This window comes from Streptomyces sp. So13.3 (genome assembly GCF_005860785.2).
GTDB lineage: Bacteria > Actinomycetota > Actinomycetes > Streptomycetales > Streptomycetaceae > Actinacidiphila > Actinacidiphila fildesensis.
On record NZ_CP048835.1, the window covers coordinates 8,336,367 to 8,356,800 of the forward strand.

The 20,434-nt window shown below is 71.8% G+C and carries 19 protein-coding genes; 10 read left to right on the forward strand and 9 right to left on the reverse strand.

The features are described from left to right. Positions 1 to 78 precede the first annotated feature (78 nt). The 3 genes from C8250_RS37190 (at position 79) to C8250_RS37200 (ending at position 2,187) form a co-directional block, all read left to right on the forward strand. Positions 79 to 1,623 (forward strand): acyl-CoA carboxylase subunit beta, encoded by a 1,545-nt coding sequence (locus C8250_RS37190; RefSeq protein WP_138358445.1) that lies wholly within the window; start codon positions 79 to 81, stop codon positions 1,621 to 1,623. Next, entirely contained in the window at positions 1,620 to 1,808 is a 189-nt protein-coding gene (locus C8250_RS37195; protein WP_138358397.1) for an acyl-CoA carboxylase epsilon subunit, read from the forward strand. Before C8250_RS37190 ends, C8250_RS37195 begins: the two co-directional genes overlap by 4 nt. Before the next feature lie 130 nt (positions 1,809 to 1,938). After that, positions 1,939 to 2,187 carry an acyl carrier protein gene (locus C8250_RS37200; protein ID WP_138358399.1) on the forward strand — a complete coding sequence of 83 codons (249 nt, stop codon included), beginning with the start codon at positions 1,939 to 1,941 and terminating at the stop codon, positions 2,185 to 2,187. 199 nt (positions 2,188 to 2,386) lie between these two features. On the opposite strand, the gene C8250_RS37205 is transcribed toward C8250_RS37200, so the two are convergent. The 5 genes from C8250_RS37205 to C8250_RS37225 all read right to left on the reverse strand — a co-directional run bounded on the left by C8250_RS37205 (position 2,387) and on the right by C8250_RS37225 (position 8,348). Continuing rightward, positions 2,387 to 3,274, reverse strand: a complete 888-nt coding sequence (locus tag C8250_RS37205; protein ID WP_138358401.1) for a hypothetical protein — start codon at positions 3,272 to 3,274, stop codon at positions 2,387 to 2,389. Between the two features lie 8 nt (positions 3,275 to 3,282). Further along, the gene (locus tag C8250_RS37210) at positions 3,283 to 4,023 is read right to left on the reverse strand and encodes an SDR family oxidoreductase (protein WP_138358403.1); all 741 of its coding nucleotides are present in this window, start codon (positions 4,021 to 4,023) and stop codon (positions 3,283 to 3,285) included. Then, positions 4,020 to 5,216 (reverse strand): MFS transporter, encoded by a 1,197-nt coding sequence (locus tag C8250_RS37215; protein WP_187145140.1) that lies wholly within the window; start codon positions 5,214 to 5,216, stop codon positions 4,020 to 4,022. Before C8250_RS37215 ends, C8250_RS37210 begins: the two co-directional genes overlap by 4 nt. Then, positions 5,213 to 6,700, reverse strand: a complete 1,488-nt coding sequence (locus C8250_RS37220; RefSeq protein ID WP_138358407.1) for a radical SAM protein — start codon at positions 6,698 to 6,700, stop codon at positions 5,213 to 5,215. The genes C8250_RS37215 and C8250_RS37220 overlap by 4 nt, the downstream gene beginning before the upstream one ends. 343 nt (positions 6,701 to 7,043) lie before the next feature. Then, on the reverse strand, positions 7,044 to 8,348 hold the full coding sequence (locus tag C8250_RS37225) for a citrate/2-methylcitrate synthase (RefSeq protein ID WP_138358409.1): 1,305 nt from the start codon (positions 8,346 to 8,348) through the stop codon (positions 7,044 to 7,046). 100 nt (positions 8,349 to 8,448) lie between these two features. On the opposite strand from C8250_RS37225, the gene C8250_RS37230 reads away from it, so the two are divergent. Beyond that, positions 8,449 to 9,609, forward strand: a complete 1,161-nt coding sequence (locus C8250_RS37230) for a citrate synthase/methylcitrate synthase (protein ID WP_138358411.1) — start codon at positions 8,449 to 8,451, stop codon at positions 9,607 to 9,609. A 58-nt stretch (positions 9,610 to 9,667) separates the two neighbouring features. Here the strand turns inward: C8250_RS37230 and C8250_RS37235 are convergent, their stop codons facing one another. Then, positions 9,668 to 10,756 carry a hypothetical protein gene (locus C8250_RS37235; RefSeq protein WP_244809615.1) on the reverse strand — a complete coding sequence of 363 codons (1,089 nt, stop codon included), beginning with the start codon at positions 10,754 to 10,756 and terminating at the stop codon, positions 9,668 to 9,670. 229 nt (positions 10,757 to 10,985) lie between these two features. Between C8250_RS37235 and C8250_RS37240 the strand changes: the two genes are divergently transcribed. Together C8250_RS37240 and C8250_RS37245 are read left to right on the forward strand one after the other, a co-directional pair. Then, positions 10,986 to 11,939, forward strand: a complete 954-nt coding sequence (locus C8250_RS37240; RefSeq protein ID WP_138358415.1) for an NADPH:quinone oxidoreductase family protein — start codon at positions 10,986 to 10,988, stop codon at positions 11,937 to 11,939. A 279-nt stretch (positions 11,940 to 12,218) separates the two neighbouring features. Then, the gene (locus C8250_RS37245; RefSeq protein WP_138358417.1) at positions 12,219 to 12,659 is read left to right on the forward strand and encodes a nitroreductase family deazaflavin-dependent oxidoreductase; all 441 of its coding nucleotides are present in this window, start codon (positions 12,219 to 12,221) and stop codon (positions 12,657 to 12,659) included. A gap of 337 nt (positions 12,660 to 12,996) precedes the next feature. Here the strand turns inward: C8250_RS37245 and C8250_RS37250 are convergent, their stop codons facing one another. After that, entirely contained in the window at positions 12,997 to 13,446 is a 450-nt protein-coding gene (locus C8250_RS37250; RefSeq protein ID WP_138358419.1) for a hypothetical protein, read from the reverse strand. A 40-nt stretch (positions 13,447 to 13,486) separates the two neighbouring features. Next, positions 13,487 to 14,821 carry a phenylacetate--CoA ligase PaaK gene (gene paaK, locus C8250_RS37255; protein ID WP_138358421.1) on the reverse strand — a complete coding sequence of 445 codons (1,335 nt, stop codon included), beginning with the start codon at positions 14,819 to 14,821 and terminating at the stop codon, positions 13,487 to 13,489. A gap of 158 nt (positions 14,822 to 14,979) precedes the next feature. On the opposite strand from paaK, the gene C8250_RS37260 reads away from it, so the two are divergent. The 4 genes from C8250_RS37260 (at position 14,980) to C8250_RS37275 (ending at position 19,197) form a co-directional block, all read left to right on the forward strand. Further along, complete coding sequence (locus C8250_RS37260; protein WP_138358423.1) at positions 14,980 to 16,494, forward strand: fatty acyl-CoA synthetase; 1,515 nt, start codon at positions 14,980 to 14,982, stop codon at positions 16,492 to 16,494. 29 nt (positions 16,495 to 16,523) lie between these two features. Further along, positions 16,524 to 16,979, forward strand: coding sequence for a GNAT family N-acetyltransferase (locus C8250_RS37265; RefSeq protein WP_138358425.1), 456 nt, complete (start codon positions 16,524 to 16,526; stop codon positions 16,977 to 16,979). Between the two features lie 74 nt (positions 16,980 to 17,053). After that, on the forward strand, positions 17,054 to 18,328 hold the full coding sequence (locus tag C8250_RS37270) for a VWA domain-containing protein (protein WP_138358427.1): 1,275 nt from the start codon (positions 17,054 to 17,056) through the stop codon (positions 18,326 to 18,328). After that, the gene (locus C8250_RS37275; protein WP_232485095.1) at positions 18,328 to 19,197 is read left to right on the forward strand and encodes a hypothetical protein; all 870 of its coding nucleotides are present in this window, start codon (positions 18,328 to 18,330) and stop codon (positions 19,195 to 19,197) included. Before C8250_RS37270 ends, C8250_RS37275 begins: the two co-directional genes overlap by 1 nt. A 61-nt stretch (positions 19,198 to 19,258) precedes the next feature. Here the strand turns inward: C8250_RS37275 and C8250_RS37280 are convergent, their stop codons facing one another. Then, complete coding sequence (locus C8250_RS37280) at positions 19,259 to 20,398, reverse strand: oxidoreductase (protein ID WP_138358429.1); 1,140 nt, start codon at positions 20,396 to 20,398, stop codon at positions 19,259 to 19,261. Positions 20,399 to 20,434: the final 36 nt, after the last annotated feature.

The following is a 20,434-nucleotide window of genomic DNA, read 5'->3' on the forward strand; positions in this document are numbered from 1 at the left end:
CCGCCCGCGTCACCGAACCTGGACCCGGACTCCGTCGACCTGCCAGCCGGGACCGCGACCGCTCCGGCGCCCGCGGACATGCTCGGCCGGATCGCCGAACTGGAAGGCCGCAAGGCGGAGGCGGAAGCGGGGCCGAGCGAGCAGGCCACCCGCAACCAGCACGACCGCGGGAAGTTCACCGCCCGCGAGCGGCTGGAACTGCTCTTCGACGAGGGCACGTTCAACGAGGTCGAGCCCTTCCGCAGGCACCGCGCGACAGGGTTCGGCCTGGAAACCCGCAGGCCCTACACCGACGGAGTGGTGACGGGCTGGGGAAAGGTGCACGGCCGTATCGTCTTCGCCTACGCGCATGACTTCCGGATCTTCGGCGGTGCGCTCGGCGAGGCGCACGCCGAGAAGATCCACAAGTTGATGGATCTCGCCGAGTCCTCCGGCGCCCCGCTGGTCAGTCTCAACGACGGCGCGGGCGCCCGGATCCAGGAGGGCGTCACCGCGTTGGCCGGATACGGCGGGATCTTCTCCCGCAACACCCGGTCCTCCGGAGTGATCCCGCAGATCAGTGTGATGCTCGGCCCGTGCGCGGGCGGCGCCGCGTACTCGCCGGCGCTCACCGATTTCGTGTTCATGGTGCGCGGGACATCACAGATGTTCATCACGGGGCCCGATGTGGTGCACGCGGTCACCGGCGAGGAGGTCACGCAGGAGGTACTCGGCGGCGCCGACACCCACGCGGCGACCTCGGGTGTCGCGGCGTTCGCCTACGACAACGAGGACGAGTGCCTGGAGGAGGTCAGGTTCCTGCTCTCGTTGTTGCCGGCCAACAACCGCGAGCTGCCGCCGGTCTGGCCCTGTGACGACCCGGTCGACCGGCCCAACGACGTGTTGGTGGATCTGGTGCCGGCCGATCCGACGCAGTCGTACGACATGCGGGCCGTCATCGAGGAGATCGTCGACGAGGGCGACCTGTTCGAGGTCCATGAGCGCTGGGCCACCAACGTGGTGTGCGCACTGGCCCGTATCGGCGGCAATGTCGTCGGTATCGTCGCCAACCAGCCGGCCTCGATGGCCGGAGCACTGGACATCCAGGCTTCGGAGAAGGCGGCCAGGTTCGTGCAGACCTGCGACGCGTTCAACATCCCGCTGATCACCTTGGTCGACGTGCCAGGCTTCCTGCCCGGCAGGGACCAGGAGCACAACGGCATCATCCGGCACGGTGCCAAGTTGCTGTACGCGTACTGCAACGCGACCGTCCCGCGCATACAGGTGATCGTGCGCAAGGCGTACGGGGGCGCGTACATCGTCATGGATTCGCGCTCCATCGGCGCCGACCTCTCCTTCGCCTGGCCGAGCAACGAGATCGCGGTGATGGGGGCCGAGGGCGCCGCGAATGTGGTGTTCCGCCGTCAGATCGCGGCGTCGGAGGATCCGGAGGCCACCCGGCAGCTGCTGGTCGAGGAGTACCGACAGGAGTTGGTGCACCCCTACTACGCGGCGGAGCGCGGGCTGGTCGACGATGTGATCGACCCCCGCTGGACCCGGCGCACACTGACCCGCTCCCTGGAGATGCTGCGGTCCAAGCAGCAGGTCCTGCCGGCCCGCAAGCACGGGAACCCCCCGGTATGAGCGAGCGATGGGCGGTGGAGCGCGGCGACGTCGGCCAGGAGGAGTTGGCGGCCCTGGCGGTGGTCCTGGCGAGTCTTTCGACGCGCGCCCAGGTACCCGGGCCCGAGACCGAACCCTCCCGCGCCGCATGGCGCCAGGGCTACGGGTACCAGAGCGCGGGCTCCTGGCGGGCGGCCGGACGATGACGCCGGGCCCGCCGGCCGCGGCGCGGTGGAGGGCGCGCGGGATGCAGCCGCCCTCCATGGCTGTTCGAGCGGGAATGCCGACCCTGGCACTCCCGCGCGTCGGACTTCAGGAGCGGAGAGGACGGCAAGGATGACGAAGGTGCCCTGGGACAAGGCGTTCGACGAAATACTGAGATCCAGCCTTCCCCTGCTGAAGCAGGACGAGGCGCTGCTGCCGAGCACGCCGCTGTCCGAGTACGGTCTGGACTCGATGGGGATGATGCAGCTCATCGCCCGGCTGGAGACCTCGCACCGGGTGACGTTTCCGCCCGGCACGATGCCCTCCTCCGCGTTTGCCAACCCGGGAGTGCTCTGGGGCATGGTGCAGGCCGCACAGTAGGCGACGGAGTGGGGGGAGCCGGACGGCGGGCACCGCGGTCCCGCACATCGGCGCCGGACCGGGCTCGCCGGTTGGTCGGAGCACGGTTCCCGGGGGACGGTCGCCGGGGCGTCCTGGCAGTACTGAGAAGAGGGTCCCGCACGCGAATCGCGCCCCGCCGGTGACACGGACCCGGCGGGGCGTACCCGTGTGCCGGGTACTACCCGTCGAGTTCGGCGCGAACGCCTTCCAGGACCGCGTGCAGGGCCCGGGCGTTGACCTCGGGTGCGATCATCGGCACCGACCGCCCGGCGAGCAGGGCCTCGCTGTCGGCGACCATCGACGTGACGTCGCCGCAGCCGTCCTCGATCCACTGCTCCATGCGCATGCGTACGGCGATCCGCAGTTCGTCGCTGATCCCGGTCCAGTCGAACATCGGCAGTTCTGCGGTGAGGACCGGAATGCGCAGTGTCCGCTCGATGTAGAGGCCGGCCGCCTCGCTGTCCGTGATGCCGATCTGTGCTGCTGCGAAGTAGGAATAGGTGCGCGGGCCGAGATGGTGCGTCCACTCCACCTCGTCGAGCGGGGCGTCCGGGAACGCACCGGCCGGCGCGGAGGCGAGCAGCCGCTCGGCCTCGGGCCACCGGCGATTGCCGTACATGTAGGGGATCCGGGAGAACGCGTCGTTGTGGACGAGGATCAGTGCCGCGGGGGCGGCCAGCCGGACCAGCCGGCGGAAGTCGGCGGCATGGTGCTGGGCGGGTGTGACCGGAACGGCGGTGTGCGCGAACTCCGTCTGCTCCTCCAGCGGCTGCAGATAGCCGGTCCGCAGGAACTCCCGGAAGTCGCACGGCAACGGGAAGCACCGGTCGGCGGGCGGCGGATCCACCGGCCAGACCACCGCCACCTGCCCGCACCCGTCGGCCAGCTTCTCCAGCGGCCGGTGCAGGGCGTACCCCAACGGTTCGTTGGCGTGCGGCATCAGCGCCAGGGCGATCACGGGATCGCCCGAGCCGAACCACTCGATGGTCATCTGCGGGCGGCCGGGCCAGGCGTACTCGGCGTCGTCGAGCGGAAGCCGGTAGCGGGGCCGGGAGATCCATTCCATGAAGGCACTCACCAGATGCTGTAGCCGCCGTCCACGACGAGTACGTGGCCGGTGACGTGGTCGGACATGGCGGAGGCGAGGAAGAGCAGCGGTCCGTTGAGCGCGTCGGCGGGGCCGACTTTGCCGTCCGGCATGAAGCGCTCCTGGAAGCGCCGGCCCGCCGCGGAGGCGAAGTAGGCGGCGTTCTTGGGGCCTTCGAGGTAGCCGGGGGCGAGCACGTTGATCTGCACGCCGGACGCCGCGTATTCGAGTGCGGCGCTGCGCGTGAAGCCGATCAGGGCGGCCTTGGCCGCCGCGTAGGCCGGGACGGTGGGGACGGGGTGCAGGGCCAGGACCGAGGAGACGTTGATGATCTTTCCCCGGCCACGGGCGGCCATCCGCGGCGCGAAGCGGCGGCACAGCCCCGCGGCCGTCTTGAGGTTGATGTCGAGCATCCGGTCGATCAGTTCGTCGTCGGTGTCGGCCAGCGGCCGGGCGTCGCCCGCGCCGACGTTGTTGACCAGCACATCGGCATCGCAGCAGTCGGCGGCCGCGTCCTGGACGGCCTGGTCGCACAGGTCGCCGCAGAGGTGGTCGGCGAGGATCCCGGCCTTGCGCATCTCGCGCAGCGGTTCCTCGTTGCGGTCGATGCCGACGACCGCGGCGCCCGCGGCGGAGAAGGCGGCGGCAGCTTCCCGGCCCACCGCTCCCGCGGCGCCGGTGAGCACCACCCGGCGGCCGGCCAGCAACCAGAGATCCGGCCCGGTCATACGGCGCCCTCCTTCTCCCCGGCCGGTGCGGGGGCCCGTCGGCTCCGTGCGGCTCCGGACCGGATCACCAGCGTCGCCCCGGCGCAGGAGAAGAGCAGCGCGCTGACCAGCGCCAGCCCGTCCGGTTGCAGCCGGGCGACGAGAATGCCGAGGAACGGGGCCAGGACGGCGAATCCCAGGCTCGACGCCGTGGTGACCACGCTCATCGCGGTGGCGTCGCCGCGGTCCGCGAGATCCCGCAGCACCAGGGCCCGGTACGAAGGCAGCAGCCGCCCCTGGGCGCACTGCACGACGAGGATCCCGGCCAGGACGAGGGTGACGGATGTCGAGGCCAGGGCGGCGGACGCGGCGACGGCGGCCAGTACCACCGTGCCGGTGCCGAGCCCGCCGGGTGCCAGGTGCAGCAGCAGAGCGGCCCCCAGCGCCACGGCGGCGGCGACCAGGCCGACCAGCCGCTCGTCGATCCCGGCGGCCACCACGTACACGGGCATCAGATACAGCAGGATCGAGAAGGCCGTCCCGGTCAGCACCATCGCGGTCAGGTCCCAGCGCAGTCCGGCCGTCTCGCGCACGGCGCGCACGACGCCGGTCAACTGGGCGGCCAGACCGGGACGTTCGCCGTCCGGGGCGGCGCCGCGTACGTCGGGGACCGTCAGGACCAGGCCGACGGTCAGGCAGAGCACGATGCCGCTCGCCACGAAGGTGGCCCGCAGGGAGATCAGCGAGAACGCGCTGGCGGCGGCGAAGACCACCGCGTTCCAGCCCAGCGCCCCGGCCTGGAACAGCCGCTCCCCGGACTCGAATTCCGCGTCGCGTCCGGCACGCCGCAGCAGGGCGCCGGCCAGGCCCGCGTCACTGCCCTGGGTGAGCGCGGTGGCCGCCGCGAACAGCGGCTGCATCAGCCAGAAGACCAGCGCGTGCGGCCAGCAGCCCAGCAGCAGCGCGGCGGCGCCCTCCATGCCGGCCCCGATGGCCAGCGCCTGGCGCGGACCGATCCGGTCGGCGAGCAGCCCGGCCGGCAGGTCCACCAGCACGATCAGCAGTGCGAAGACGGCCTCGATGACGAGGAGAGTGCCCAGCGACACCCCGACCTGGCGGGCGTACAGCACGATGTAGGGGAGGAAGAAGTAGCTGCGCAGCAACAGCCGCGCGCCCAGCAGGCGTCCGTACGCGGTGGGCCAGGGGCGGTTCACCGGCGGGCTCCGGACGGGCTCAGCGCCTCCCAGCTGCCGGGCTCCTTCACATCGAGCCAGATCAGCTCCCGGTAGACGCCCTTGTAGTACGAGCAGTGCTCCGACTCACGGTCGAGCCGCTTGAAGTGCGTGTAGCTCTTGTGCACGCAGCCGCCGTGGCACATCTGCTTCCAGGTGCACTTCGCGCACTCGTCGATCTCCTCGACATGTCGCTCGCGGAGCTGCCGCACCACGGGGCTGGTGTCGAGGACGTCGCGGATCGTCTCGCTGCGCAGGTTCCCGATGACGAACTCCGGCTTGCCGACCATCTCCTCGCACGGGTAGAGGTCGCCGTTGGTGTCGACGGTGATCATGTTGACCCCGGCGCCGCACGGGTTGCGCATGCACATGTACTCGCGCTTGAAGGAGCGCAGCGAACCCAGCTCGCCCGCGGTGAGGTTGGCCAGCGGGACGCTGGGGGCGCCGGACCGCCCGAGGCGGGCCACATGCCGGACGACGCCGAGGTACGCGGCCAGGTACCGGTCGCCGGTGAGCCACTGTTCGAGGCCGGCCTTCCCGGTGGTGAACACCGGCAGGAACCGTACGCTGGCGACGTCCAGCGCGGCCATCGAGTCGTACATCTCGACGATGCGGTCCGCGGTGCCGGCGTGCACGACACACACCGCGTGCACCGCGATCCCCAGCTCCTGGAGCCTGCGGATCCCGCGCACCACACCCCGGTACGAGCCCTTGCCCGCGTGGTCCACCCGGAACTCGTCGTGCGTCCCGGGAGTGCCGTCCAGCGAGACCCGGACCGAGAAGTCGTTGTCGGCCAGGAACCGGCACACCTGCGGGGACAGGTTGTAGGCATTGGTCTGGATGGAGAACCGGACCTCCTTCCCCGCGCGGGCGTAGACCCGCTGGGCGTGCGCGGTGACCTCGCGGATGGCCGGCATGGCCATGGTGGGTTCGCCGCCGTGGAACTCGAAACTGGTGAACCGGGTGGGCATCTCGACGAGTTCGTCGACGGCCTTGCACATCACCTCGGCGGAGAGCTGCTCCCGGGGGATGCCCTCCTCGATGGTGTAGCAGTAGGTGCACGCCAGATTGCACCAGTTGTGCACATGGAAGATGCCCAGCACCGGATAGCTGTTGTGAGCGGCCTTCGGGGAGATCAGTTCCAGGCCAGGGGCTGGGCGGGTGGCGGAGGTGCCGCGCACCCGCTGGTCCAGCTCCAGCAGGCCCCGGTCGAAGAGCTCGCGGACGGTGTCGTGGGTGACGCGGGCGATCGGGTCACCCAGCGCATACAGGTCGCTGAGGGAGGCGGGGCCGTTCGCGTCGAGATGTGCGAGCAGGGCCAGTGCGCCGGCGTCCTCGGTGACCGTCCAGCCACCGGTGCCGGGCGCGACCACCAGTGTCTTCCCCGTGGCTACGCCGTCGCCGGCTTCGAGCTGGAGATGGTCGGAGACCCCGATCCGGGTGTCCGGCGCCAGGTCGATCGGCATGTGGCGGCCTTCCCTTCCCTACCGTCCGGCTTCCGCTCGCTCTGCGTGGTGCCGCGCTGCCACCTCCGGCCGGTGCCGGAAGGGGTGTGGCGCGGGCGTGCCCGCCCATGGCGTACGGGCACGCCCCTCGTTGTGCCGCTGCTCAGGTGGCCACCCAGGAGGGCTCCACCGACTCCTCGTTCTGCTCCGACTCCTCCAGCTCTTCCGGCTTGCTGGAGGGGGACGACATCTTCTTCTCCGACATGAGATTCACCTCCTCCTCGATCCGTGGGACGGGTAGGTGAAGGGAAGGTGGCGAACGGCTCTCGAGCCGGGGTCGGGAGGTGCTGGACGTGCAGGTGGGTCACGGCAGCGGCTGGGGCGGCGTGGGTCCGGTGTAGTGGCCACTGGGACGCAGTCGCAGCGGGCGCTCCTGGTACTCCTCCAGCGCGTGGGCGATCCAGCCGGCGGTGCGGGCCACCGCGAAGACCGCCTCACCCGCCTCCGCGGGCATGCCGGCCGAGACCGACAGCACGGCGAGCGCGAGATCGACGTTGGCGTGCAGCGGGGTGTACCGCGCGGTCGTCTCCACCACTTCGCGGGCGGCGGTGAGTGCGGGGGCCGCCTGCGGCAGGTCCTCGAGGAGACCGAACAGCATCCGGGCACGCGGGTCCTCGCCCGGGTACAGGCGGTGGCCGAGCCCCGGGATCCGGCGCCCTTCGCGTAGGTGGTCGGCGACGACCGCCGCCGCGCTGCCGCGTTCCAGCACCTCGGTCAGCAGCCGGTGCGCGAGGCCGCTGGCGGCTCCGTGGAGCGGTCCGTCGACCGCGCCGAGGCCGGCGGAGACGACGGCGTACGGGTGGGCGCGCGCGGAGGCCGCGACCCGGGCGGCGAGGGTGGAGGCGGCCAGGTCGTGGTCGATGAGCAGGGTGAGCGCGGCGTCGAGCACCCGCACCGACGCCTGGTCGGCGGGGTGCCGGGTGAGCCGGGGCCAGAGCCGCTCGGCCAGCGCGCTCTCCGGTCCGTCCGCCGCGTCGGCCTCCCGTACGGGCAGGGCGCTGACCAGGGTGGCGATGAGGGCGGGGGCGGCGGCCAGCACGGTGGGCGCCGACAGGTCGAACCGCAGCGGATCGGTGACGGCCGCCGCGATCGTCGCCGCCCGGAGCCGGTCCACCAGCCCGCTGTGTCCGGGCAGTGCCTCGACGGCCCGGCGCGCGGCGGCGAGGCTCTCGGGCGGCGCGGTGAAGCGGATGCCCGGCGTCAGTTCACCGGTCCACAGCCACGCGGCGGTCTCCTCGTAGCCGTAACGGGCGGCGAGGGCGCAGGCGTCGACGCCCCGGAAGTAGTAGCGGTCGGTGCCGATGAGGGTGATGCCGGTCCTGGCGGTCAGGGCTCCGTCCGACAGCCCGTCACCGCCGGAGCCCGCGGCCCGGTCCGCCGCCGTACCGTCGCCGGCCGGCCGGCCGCGTCCGGACCGGCGGGCGAGCGCGTCCACCTCGGCGGCATCGAAGGTGCTGCCGCGGCCGCCGGGCGCGCGCCGGCTGGTGAGCAGCCCGCGGCTGACGTACGCGTAGACCGTCTCGGGCTTGACCCCGAGCCGGTCGGCCGTCTCCCGGGTACTCAGCCGCTTTCCGCTCCCGCTCGTTCCGCCGCCCGTGTCGTCCGTCATGAGCCACACCGTATCCAGTCGTGTCCATATTGATTCAATCAACGTTGACAAGCATTGAATCAATCATAGACAGTCGAATCAACATCCAGGGAGGAAAACCATGGCCACCACCGAGCGGAACGCCCCGATCGATGTACCCCGCGGACTGAAGGGAGTGGTCGTCACCGACACCGCGCTCGGCGACGTCCGGGGCCTTGAGGGCTTCTATCACTATCGCCAGTACTCGGCCGTGGAGCTGGCGGAGACCCGCACCTTCGAGGACGTCTGGCATCTGATGTTCCACGGCACGCTGCCCGACGCGGCGGGGCGCGCCGCCTTCACCGCGCGGACCGCCGAGCTGCGCCGGCTGCCCGCCGACGTCCGGGACGCCCTGCCCGCCATAGCCCGCTCGTGCGCGCTCGCCGGACCCCTCGCCGGACTGCGCACCGCCCTGTCGCTGGCCGGCGCCTCGGCCGGCTTCCGGCCGCTGTACGACATCGACGCCGACCGCCGCCGCGCGGACGCGCTCGCGGCGAGCGCCCTCGTGCCGACGCTGCTGACCGCGCTGCACCGGCTCGGCCAGGGACTGGCCCCCGTCGAACCGCGCGCGGACCTGCCGTACGCGGCCAACTACCTGTACATGCTGACCGGGCAGGAGCCCGAGCCCGCCCGGGCCCGGGCGATCGAGCGGTATCTGATCTCCACGATCGACCACGGCTTCAACGCGTCCACCTTCACCGCCCGGGTCATCACCTCCACCGGCGCGGACCTGGCCGCCTGTCTGGTCGGCGCGATCGGCGCGCTCTCCGGGCCGCTGCACGGCGGCGCGCCGAGCCGCGCGCTGGACACCCTGGACGCCATCGGCACGCCGGAGCGCATCGACCCGTGGATCCGCGAACGCGTTCTGGCGGGCGACCGGATCATGGGCTTCGGGCACCCGGTCTACCGCACGGAGGACCCGCGCTCGCGGATGCTGAAGGAGATCGCCCGGGGCTTCGGCGGGCCGCTGGTGGACTTCGCCGTCCAGGTCGAGGAGCGCGTCGAGGCGATCCTCGCCGAGCTGAAGCCCGGCCGGGAACTGCACACCAACGTCGAGTTCTACGCGGGCGTGGTCATGGAGCTGTGCGGGCTGCCCCGCGAGATGTTCACCCCGACCTTCGCCTCGGCCCGGGTCGTCGGCTGGTGCGCCAACATCCTGGAGCAGGCCGAGGACAGCAAGATCATCCGTCCGGCGGCGCGCTACACCGGGCCCCCGCCGCCGCAGCCGGTCCCGGCGATCTGACCGGCGAACCGCGGTCCGGCCGGGCGCCGGTGGTGGCCCGTGCGGCCCGTGCGGCGGGTCAGCCGACGGGCCGGCGGTCCACCGGCGTCACCGGATTGCGGATGGTCACCGAGGTGCGGCGCGGACCCGACCACGGAGCCGGAACGGCGTCGATGTCCCGCGCCAGCCGGTAGGCCAGCGCCTCGTAGTTCACCCGCCACCCCCTGAAGTGCGGCCAGGCCTCCTGCGGGGTGCGCTCCATCGGATAGCCCTGGTCCGCCATGCGCTGCACGCCGCGCAGGTACTCCGCGTACTCCAGGATCAACGGGTCGTCCGGCAGCGGATCGTGGTTGTACGCGACACCGCGCATGTCGGCGATGTCGCGCAGGCAGACGAAGCCGCCGCGCAGCGCCATCCGCACCTCGGCCTGCGGCCGGGAGGGGTTGAGCGCCAGCCGCAGGGCGGCCGCGTCCATCACCGACAGCAGGCTGATCAGCCAGTTCCGGGTGGCCCGGGGCGAGCGGAACATGATGAGCACCGGGTAGGTCGTATGGCTCTCGCTCACCTCGGCCGCCCACCGCTCCCAGTTGCGGAACAGCTCGGTGAGGCTGTCCAGCAGCTCCACCTGGGCGTACCGCGCCAGGATCTCCGGCCCCCACGGCGGGCTCCCGGCGCGGGCCTGCAGCATCGTCACCTCGGTCTCGCGGCGCGCGTACGCCCCGTAGAGCGTCGGCAGATAGCCGATCTGCAGACCGATGACGATCGGGCCGGTGGCCGCCGCGCAGAAGTCGATGGCCGTCAGCGTCGGGCGGCTGCTGCTGGCGAAGCCGAGGGTGAACAGCGAGGAGCCGGCCTCGAACAGCGACGTCTGGGGGCCGAGCCCGCTGACCGCGGCCTCCAGCAGGGCGTAGCCGCCCATGAAGCACGCCAGCCAGCTCATCAGCGTGATCACGATCGCCAGCGGGGCCGCGGGCGCGAGTACCCGGTCCTTGCTCTCGATGCTGTCGCAGTGGTCCGCCACCAGTTGGAAGGGCGCGTGCACCAGCCGTTGGACGATCTGGGTGAATCCCGAACGGCTCGCCCGCGGTATCACCAGCGTCCGCAGCACGGAGGAGTAGATGCCGAGCACGATGGCGGTACCCACAACGCCCAGCAGTGCGCGCAACACGGTGTCCTTCCAGGTCGGAGCGGGCCGGAAGATCGACTCGCTTCGCGGGAAAGCGTAAGCGCGGCCGCACCGGAACCGGCCGGGGCACGCGCGGCACAGATCACATACCGACTGGTCGGTCACCCATTCCCCTGGCGCCGCGCACGCTCTACCGTGAAACCTGCGGGAACACGGCCCATGACGGACCGGGAACGACCAGGAACGACGAGGAACAGCGGAAGGAGTCGCGTTGCGCGCGATCCAGATCACGGAGTTCGGCGGACCCGAGGTACTGCGGCAGGTGGAACTGCCGGCGCCCGAGGCACAGCCGGGACACCTGCTCGTGGAGGTGTCGTCCGCGGGGATCAACTTCGCCGACACCCACACCGTCGAGGACAGCTACCTCTCGCGCTCCACCCTGCCGATGGTCCCCGGCGCCGAGGTCGTCGGCCGCACCTCCGACGGCCGCCGCGTCGTCGCCCTCGCCGACAACGGCGGGTACGCGGAGATCGCCGCCGTCCGCGAGTACCTGGCGCACGACGTCCCCGAAGGCGTCAGCGACGGCCAGGCACTCGCGCTCATCGTCCAGGGGCTCACCGCCTGGCACCTGCTGCGCACCTCCGCGCGGATCGCCGCGGGCGAGAGCGTCGTGGTGCACGCGGCCGCGGGCGGCACCGGGTCGCTGGCCGTGCAGCTCGCCAAGTCCTTCGGCGCGGGCCGGGTCATCGCCACCGCCTCCACCAAGGAGAAGCGGGATCTCGCGCTGGAACTGGGCGCCGACATCGCGGTCGACGCCGACGCCGAGGGGATGAAGGAGCGGCTCGTCGAGGCCAACGACGGCAAGAAGGTCGACATCGTCCTGGAGATGACCGGCGGTCCGGTCTTCGACGCGTCACTCGCCGCCCTCGCGCCCTTCGGCCGGCTGGTGACGTACGGCATGGCCTCCCGCGTCCCCCCGACGCCGGTCCAGGCCGCCCAGTTGATGGGCCGCTCCCGCGCGGTCGTCGGCTTCTGGCTGATGCACTGCCTCGGCCGCCCCGGCATGTACCGCGAGCCGATGGCCGAGCTCCTGGCGATGACGGCCGACGGACGCCTCAAGCCCCAGGTCGGCGGCGTCTACCCGCTCGCCGACGCCGCCCGCGCCCACGAGGACATCCGCGCGCGGCGCACCCACGGCAAGCTGATCCTGGACGTGACGCGCTGAGCCGCCGCCGGCGGCAACTGCCCGCAGGGCCGGCCGGCGCCGAATGACCCGCTGATCCGGAAACCCGTGGCCCGTCGTGTTCGTTGTCCAAGATGCACCATGGACAACGGAGTACATCTCTCCCGCCGGTTCCCGGTCTGGGGAGCGTTGGGCCTGTGAGCCGACGCGCCGTGAAGCGCGGAACGGAATCCCTGATTCCCGGCCGGTTTTGATCCCTTTGTTCCGCCCCGAGCGGCCTAGGGTGGAGATCACATCCGAGAACGACCTGGAGGCAGTGGCGTGACGGCGTACAACGAGAAGGAAGTACAGATCAGCCCGACGGAGTGGGTGGCCACGCAGGCGCGGACCTACGAGGAGTCCGGTGGCACCAAGGGTACCGACATGAACGGCTCGCCCTGCCTGCTCCTGGACTACCTGGGCCGGCGCAGCGGCAAGTGGCACCGGACGGTGCTCATCTACGGCCGGGACGGCGCCGACTACCTGATCGTCGCCTCGAAGGGCGGCGACGACAACCACCCACTCTGGTACCTGAGCCTGCAGGACAACGCCGAGGTCCATCTCCGCGTGGACACCGAGCGGTTCGCCGCCACCGCCGAGACCCTGTCGCCCGACGAGAAGGCCCGCGTCTGGCCCCACCTGGTCGACGTCTACGGCCCGTACGCGGACTACCAGCAGAAGACCGAACGGGACATCCCCGTCGTGCGGCTGCGCCGGGTCTGATGTGACATCGGCCGGGGGAGGCGGAGGCGCTGATGGTCTGCGCCGCCGCTCCTTCGCCGCCCCCGGAGGCGGGGTCTCGTAGGCGGGCCCGGCGGCCGAGTGCCCGGCCGGTCGTGCGACGTGCGGAGGATCTTCGGCCCCGCGGCCGTCAAGCGGGCGGGGTAGCGACGTCAGCCCGCAGGTCGATCCCCGGCAGGTGAGGCCGACGGAACACTGATGGCATGTCAACCAACACGGTCTGCTGACCCTGTGGGAGCCCCTGGTGCTGGCCTTGGCCTACGGCTACTACCGCCGTCGCTGCCGCCCGGCCGTCCGAGCGGTGGCGGACGTACGGCTGTCAGCCGCGGTTGCCCTGTACTCCGAAGTTGCATGGACCCCACTGGGTGAGCCCGGAGAAGACGTCCTTCTCCCAGGTGTGCGCGAACAGTTGGAACTGCTGGATGTTGTCGGGCGAGAACGGGATGCTGATGCGCAGGACGTGCGGCAGACCGGGGTCAGGACCGCCGTCGACGGCGAGCCCCTGGCCGTCCGCCGCCGTGTACGAAACCGCGAAGGGAACGGCCGAGGTGATGTCCAGGGTGCCGCGCCAGCCGTCGTGGTCCATCTGCCAGCGGCCGACCCAGAAGGCGTCCGTCTGCGGGGCGGCGTCCTGGGCGGCGACGTCGATGATGTAGCGGCCGCCGAGGATCGGCCGGTCCGCCGAGTCGTAGGACAGCTCGATGAAGGCATAACCGATGGAGTGAAATCCCGGGCGGCCGCGCATGTTCCGCTCCGGTGCTTCATGCACCGGCGGGCTCCGCCGCGGCCCGGGCGGTGGCGGGCGGCGGCTACGCGCTCGGCCGTGGCTCCCGTTCGTCGATGACGCGCTTGATCTTTCCGACCGAGCGCTCCAGGGTCTCCGGATCGACGACGGCCACCTCCACCGTCACGCCCACTCCGTCCTTGACTCCCTGCGCGATGGCGGCCGCCGCCGCGGTCCGCTGCTCGGGGCTCGCGCCCGGGCGTGCCTCGGCGCGTACGGTGAGCCGGTCGAGACGGCCCTCGCGGGTGAGCCGCAGCTGGAAGTGCGGTGCCACGCCGGGGGTGCGGAGCACGATTTCCTCGATCGCGGTGGGGAAGAGGTTCACCCCGCGCAGGATGATCATGTCGTCGCAGCGGCCGGTCACCTTCTCCATCCGGCGGAAGGGGCGCCGCGCCGTGCCGGGCAGCAGCCGGGTCAGATCGCGGGTGCGGTAGCGGATGACCGGCATCGCCTCCTTGGTGAGGGAGGTGAAGACCAGCTCTCCGCTCTCGCCCTGCGCCATCACCTCGTCGGTGAGCGGGTCGACGACCTCGGGGAAGAAGTGGTCCTCCCAGATGTGCAGCCCGTCCTTGGTCTCGACGCACTCCTGCGCCACCCCGGGGCCGATGACCTCGCTGAGCCCGTAGATGTCGACCGCGTCGATGTCCATCCGCTGCTCGATCTCCCGCCGCATCTCCTCGGTCCACGGCTCGGCCCCGAAGATGCCGGTCCGCAGGGACGTCGAGCGCGGGTCGATGCCCTGCCGCTGGAACTCGTCCAGCAGCGTGAGCATGTACGAGGGAGTGACCATGATGATGTCGGGCTTGAAGTCCTGGATGATCCGGACCTGGCGCGCCGTCATACCGCCCGAGGCCGGGATGACCGCACAGCCCAGCCGCTCGGCACCGTAGTGGGCGCCGAGGCCGCCGGTGAACAGGCCGTACCCGTAGGCGATATGGATCCTCTGTCCGGGCCGCCCGCCCGCCGCGCGGATCGACCGGGCGACCATGTCCGCCCACATGTCCAGGTCGTTGCGCGTGTAGCCCACGACGGTCGGGGCGCCGGTGGTGCCGCTGGACGCGTGAATCCGCCGGATGTCCGCCTCGGGCACGGCGAACATGCCGAACGGGTAGTTGTCGCGCAGATCGGCCTTGGTGGTGAAGGGGAACCGGGCGAGATCCTCGAGAGTGCGGCAGTCCTCCGGCGACACCCCGGCCGCGTCGAACGAGTTCCGGTAGAAGGCGACGTTGTCGTACGCGTGCCGCAGGGTGGCCCGCAATCGCCGCAGCTGAAGATCCCGCAGCTCCGCGCCGCTCAGCTGCTCACCGGCGTCGAGGAGGGCGCCGCCCGCTCCCGACCGATCGTTCGGTACTGTCGTCACGGGCTCAAGTAATCAGGATCCGCATCGCAGGTCAAGAGACGCGCGATGATCCACAGACTTCCGTGCGGCCGGACCGGCGCACCGTGCGGTAGTGCTTGACCCGGGCACCCGTGCCGTCCGAAGGTGGCCCGGGGCAGGTCCGGCAGCGGGGAGGCGTCATGGTCGCGGTGCACAGCAATACGGTCGACGGGGTGTTGCGGCGCAGCGCCCGGCGGGTACCCGACCGGGTGGCGGTGCGGTTCGGGGACCGGACGTGGACCTATCGGGAACTCGACGAGGCGGTGTCCGCGGCGGCGGCCGTCCTCCTGGAGCGCGGGCTGCGGCCGGGCGAACGGGTCGCGGCCTACGGGCACAACTCCGACGCCTATCTGATCGGCTTCCTCGGCTGTGCGCGCGCCGGCCTGGTGCACGTGCCCGTCAACCACCATCTGGAGGGCGAGGACCTCGCCTACCAGCTCGGGCAGTCCGGCAGCGTGCTGGTGCTCAGCGACCCGCAGCTGCGCGACCGGCTCCCCGCCGGCGTCCCCGTCCTGGCGCTCCGGGACGACGACACGTCGCTGCTCGCCCTGCTGCCCGCCGCCGGGCCGGCGACCGGTGCGGCGGAGGCCGGGGCCGAGGATCTCGCGCAGCTGCTCTACACCTCAGGGACCACCGCGCTGCCCAAGGGCGCGATGATGACGCACCGCGCGCTCGTCCACGAGTACGTCAGCGCCGTCACCGCGCTCGGCCTGCGGGAGGGCGACCGGCCGGTGCACTCGCTGCCGCTCTACCACTCGGCGCAGATGCATGTCTTCCTGCTGCCGTACCTGATGGTCGGCGCGGAGAACACGATCATCGCGGGACCGGATCCGCAGACGGTCTTCGACCTCGTCGAGGAGGGCCGGGCGGACAGTCTCTTCGCGCCGCCCACCGTATGGATCGCCCTCGCCAACCACCCGCAGTTCGCCGAGCGCGACCTGAGCGGACTGCGCAAGGCCTTCTACGGTGCCTCGATCATGCCCGTTCCGGTTCTGGAACGGCTGCGCGCCCGGCTGCCGCACCTCGCCTTCTACAACTGCTTCGGGCAGAGCGAGATCGGCCCGCTCGCCACCGTCCTCGGCCCGGACGAGCACGAGGGCCGGATGGACTCCTGCGGCCGTCCGGTGCTGTTCGTCGAGGCCCGGGTGGTCGACGAGGCCGGCAAGGACGTACCGGACGGCACACCGGGCGAGGTCGTCTACCGCTCACCGCAGCTCTGCGAGGGCTACTGGGACAAGCCCCAGGAGACGGCGGAGGCCTTCCGCGACGGCTGGTTCCACTCCGGCGACCTCGCCGTGCGCGACGCCGAGGGCTATCTCACCGTCGTCGACCGGGTGAAGGACGTCATCAACTCCGGCGGCGTGCTGGTCGCTTCCCGGCAGGTCGAGGACGCGCTCTACGGGCATCCGGCGGTCGCCGAGGTCGCCGTCGTGGGACTGCCCGACGAACGCTGGATCGAGGCCGTCACCGCGGTGGTCGTGGCGCGCGGCGACGTCACCGAGGACGAACTGCTGGAGTACGCCCGCGGACAGCTCGTCCACTTCAAGGCGCCCAAGCGGGTGCTGCTCGTCGACGAACTGCCGCGCAACGCGAGCGGCAAGATCCTCAAACGCGAGCTGCGCGACCGCTTCGCACCGGACGCCGGGACCGCCTGACGCCCGGCGCGCGATGAGAGGATCGGCGCATGATCTTCCGCACCGCCACCCGCGACGACCTGCCCGCCCTCATCGCCCTGCTCTCCGAGGACACGGTCGGCCAGCCGGTGCCCGCCCAGGACGCGGCCGCGGTCGACGAGGCCTACAGCCGCGCCTTCGACGCGGTGGACAGCGACGCGCGCAACGAAATCGTCGTGCTGGACGACGGCGCCGGCACGGTGCTCGGCTGCCTCCAGCTCACCTACATCCCCGGTCTCGGCCGGCGCGGCGCGGAACGGGCGCTCATCGAAGGCGTCCGGGTGCGGTCCGACCGGCGCGGCGCCGGACTGGGCCGCGCACTGCTCACCCACGCCGTCGAACGCGCCCGCGGCCGCGGCTGCGCCCTGGTCCAGCTCACCAGCAACAAGCGGCGCACCGACGCGCACCGCTTCTACGACTCGCTCGGCTTCGTCCGCAGCCACGACGGTTTCAAGCTCGCCCTGTAGGTTCCGCGGCCGGGCGCACGGCCGCTCATGGTCCCGGATTTCCCCGTGGAGTTGGCGGTCACTAAGCTCCCCGGATGATCACCAAAAGACGGCTGGCGGCCGGCCTGTGCGGCCTTGCCGCAACTCTCGCCGCCGGACTGTTCCCGGCGTCCGCCGCCGCGGACGAGCCCACAGCGCAGGAACCACCCAAGATCGACCTGGTCCTGGACGTCAGCGGGTCGATGAGCGCGCGGGACGTGGACGGGAAGTCGCGGATGTCCGCGGCGCAGCAGGCGTTCAACGACGTGCTGGACGCGGTGCCGGACGATGTCCGGCTCGGCATAAGGACGTTGGGGGCCACCTATCCCGGCAAGGACATGAAGACCGGCTGCCAGGACAGCAAGCAGCTGTACCCCGTGGGCCCGGTCAACAGGACCGAGGCGAAAGCGGCCGTCGCGACGCTGCGCCCCACCGGCTGGACCCCCATCGGGCTGGCGCTGCGCGGCGCAGCCCAGGACCTGGCGGGCGGTGACGCCACCCGCAGGATCGTGCTCATCACCGACGGCGAGGACTCCTGCGGCCAGCCGGACCCCTGCGACGTCGCCCGTGAACTCGCCGCGCAGGGCACCCACCTGGTGGTGGACACCCTCGGCCTGGTGGCGAACGACAAGATCCGCAAGCAGCTGAGCTGCATCGCCGAGGCCACCGGCGGCACGTACACCTCCGTCCAGCACACCGACCAGCTCTCTTCGCGCATCAAGCAGCTGGTACGGCGCTCGGCGCAGACTCCGCCGGTCGTTTCGAAGGCGGTCCAGGGATCGGCACAGTGCGGGAACGCGGCCGGCATCACCCCGGGCGTGTACACCGACCGCGAGGAGTTCGGGCAGCACCGCTACTACAAGGTCGCGGTGACCGACGGCCAGGAACTGCGGGCCACGGTCAGCGTCGGCGCCGACCGGGCGGTGAACGCGGACTACGGCGTACTGCTGCGCGCGGTGAGCGGTGAGGGCCAGGAACTGGTCCGCGGCTCGGACGCCGGCAGCGGCCGGACCGATGTGATGTCCTCCGGACTGCGCTACGTCTACCCGGAGAAGGACACCGACTCGGACGACGCCCCGCCGCCACACACCGTGTGCCTGGAGGTCAGCAACTCCTTCTCGGCGCCGGACGCCGTCAAGCGCACCCCGGGCCTGCCCGTCGAGCTGACGCTCGACCTGGTCGACGCCCCCGACGAAGCCGGTGATGTCGCCGCGTTCGGCCTGGGCCGCGGCTGGGTGCTGCTCGGCGTCCTGGCGGTCACGGGACTGTTCGCCGGACTGATCTGGGGCTGGCTGACCCGCTGGCGCGTCGCCGTATGGAGGAGCAACTGATGCGTACGACACGTCTGGTGACCGCCGCACTGCTCACCGGGGCGGCCCTGCTCGGGCCCGCCGCGACCGCGCTGGCCGACACCCCCGGCGCGAGTCCGAGCACGGACCCCGCAGCGAGCCCCAGCGGGAGCTCCGGCACCGAGGAGGAGGCCGCGCCCACCGAGGCCGGCACCGCCTTCCGTACCGCCACCGCGATCCGGCAGGGACAGGCCGCCACGGCCGCCGCCTCGACCGGCGACTACCTGTACTGGATGTTCCCGGCCGCCGCGGGGCAGACCGCCACCGCCAAGGCGACGGTGACACTGCCCGACCAGGCCAACCGGCACGGTGCGCAGACCTGGCAGATCGACGTCTACGACGGTCTCCGCCGCCGCCAGCCGTGCGTCTCGGGCGACCGGACGGTGAAGAGCCCGGACTCGGGTCCGTCCGTCACCCTCACCTGCACCCTGCGCACGGTGCGGCCGATCGCCGACACCAGGTCCAACGACCCGCTGCCGGGCGCGTACTACGTACGGCTGACCGTCATCGATCTGCCCGCCGACGATCTCGGGCAGCCGTTCAAGGCGGAGGTGCTCGCGACGACGAAGGACGCCGGGGGAGCGCACTCCGAGGGCGGCGAGCTGGCCGTCCCGCTGACCCCCGCGACGCAGCCGGACGCGCTGGCCGCCCCGGAGGGCGGGTGGACTTCCGGCTGGTGGTCCGACCGCTGGCTGTGGACCGCGGGCGGAGGTGTGCTCGGCGCGCTCGCCGCGATCGGCGGCTACACCCTCACCAGGGGACCGCGCCGGTCCTCGGCCCGGGTGCCGTCCCAGGGGTACGCGGGGCCGCCCAGCGGTTCACGGGACGCCGAGGCGTACTCGAGGCACTGAACGGCCGGGAGAAGGCGGTCGGAGGTCGGACCGCCTTCTCCCCACCGTCAGGGCGAGACAGTCAGGGCGACAGGGTCAGGGTGAGACGGGCGATCCGGCCCTTCTCGCCCGACGCCCAGCAGCTGAGGTCGGGGGCACAGTCGACCGTGTCGAAGGACCCGGAGTCGAACTGCCGCCAGCCGCGCCCCGAGTCGAGGGACAGATCGCTGCCGGTGGGCCCGACCGCGATCGCGGCGAAGCCCGGATAGGGGAGCCACGCGACACCCGAGCGGTACGCCTGCGGTGGCGTCGCGGACACCGTCCAGGTGGCGCCGCCGTCCCAGCTGACCGCTCCGGCGCTGGGCGAGGCCTGGTCGGCGCGGTAGTCGCCGCCGACGGCCAGGCCGTGCCGGGCGTCACGGAAGGCGAGGGCGAAGACGCCCTTGGCGGGGTCACCGGCCGGGATCACGGTCGGCGCCGCCGTCCACGTCAGACCCCGGTCACCGGAGTGCAGCACGCGGGAGGCCGCGCCGCCGCCGGTGGCCAGCCACACGTCACGGCTGCCCGACGTGACCAGGCACTGGCCGCTCGCCGCGAAGGAGGCCTCGCCGTCCTGCGCGGCGGGCATGCCGTCGGAGGGCAGCACCCGCCAGCTGCGGCCGCCGTCACCCGTGGACAGGATCCGGTACTTGCCGTCCACCGGGTCGCTGACGGCCAGTCCGTTCTTCGCGTCGAAGAACGTCAGGCAGTCGTAGAACGCCTTCGGGTCGGGGTTGCGGAAGGTCTCGGTCCAGCTGGCGCCGCCGTCCTGCGTCCGGTAGACGCGGGAGGTGTCGCCCTCGCCGATCGCCAGGGCCACCGCGTGCCGCGCGTCGAACGCCTCGATGTCGCGGAACTCCAACTCCGCAGCGCCCGGCGGGGACACATTGCCCCAGCTGGCGCCGCCGTCGGTGGTCCGCAGGACGGTGCCGGCGGAGCCCGCCGCCCAGGCGGTCCTGCTGTTCACCGCCGACAGGCCGCGGAACCGGGACGTCGTTCCGGTCGCCTTGAGCTCCCAGCCGAGCTTCGGCAGGCTCACCTTCGCCCCGTTCGCCTGTGGCGCGGCCGGCTTCGTGCCGCCCGGCTCCGGGCCGGCCTGCGCGGGAAGCGCGGCCACCGCGACCAGTGCCGCCCCGCACAACCCGATCGTCACCGTACGTCTCAGTATCCCCATGGCACTCATGCCGCGGAACGTAGCCGACCCCCTCGATGCCGTCCA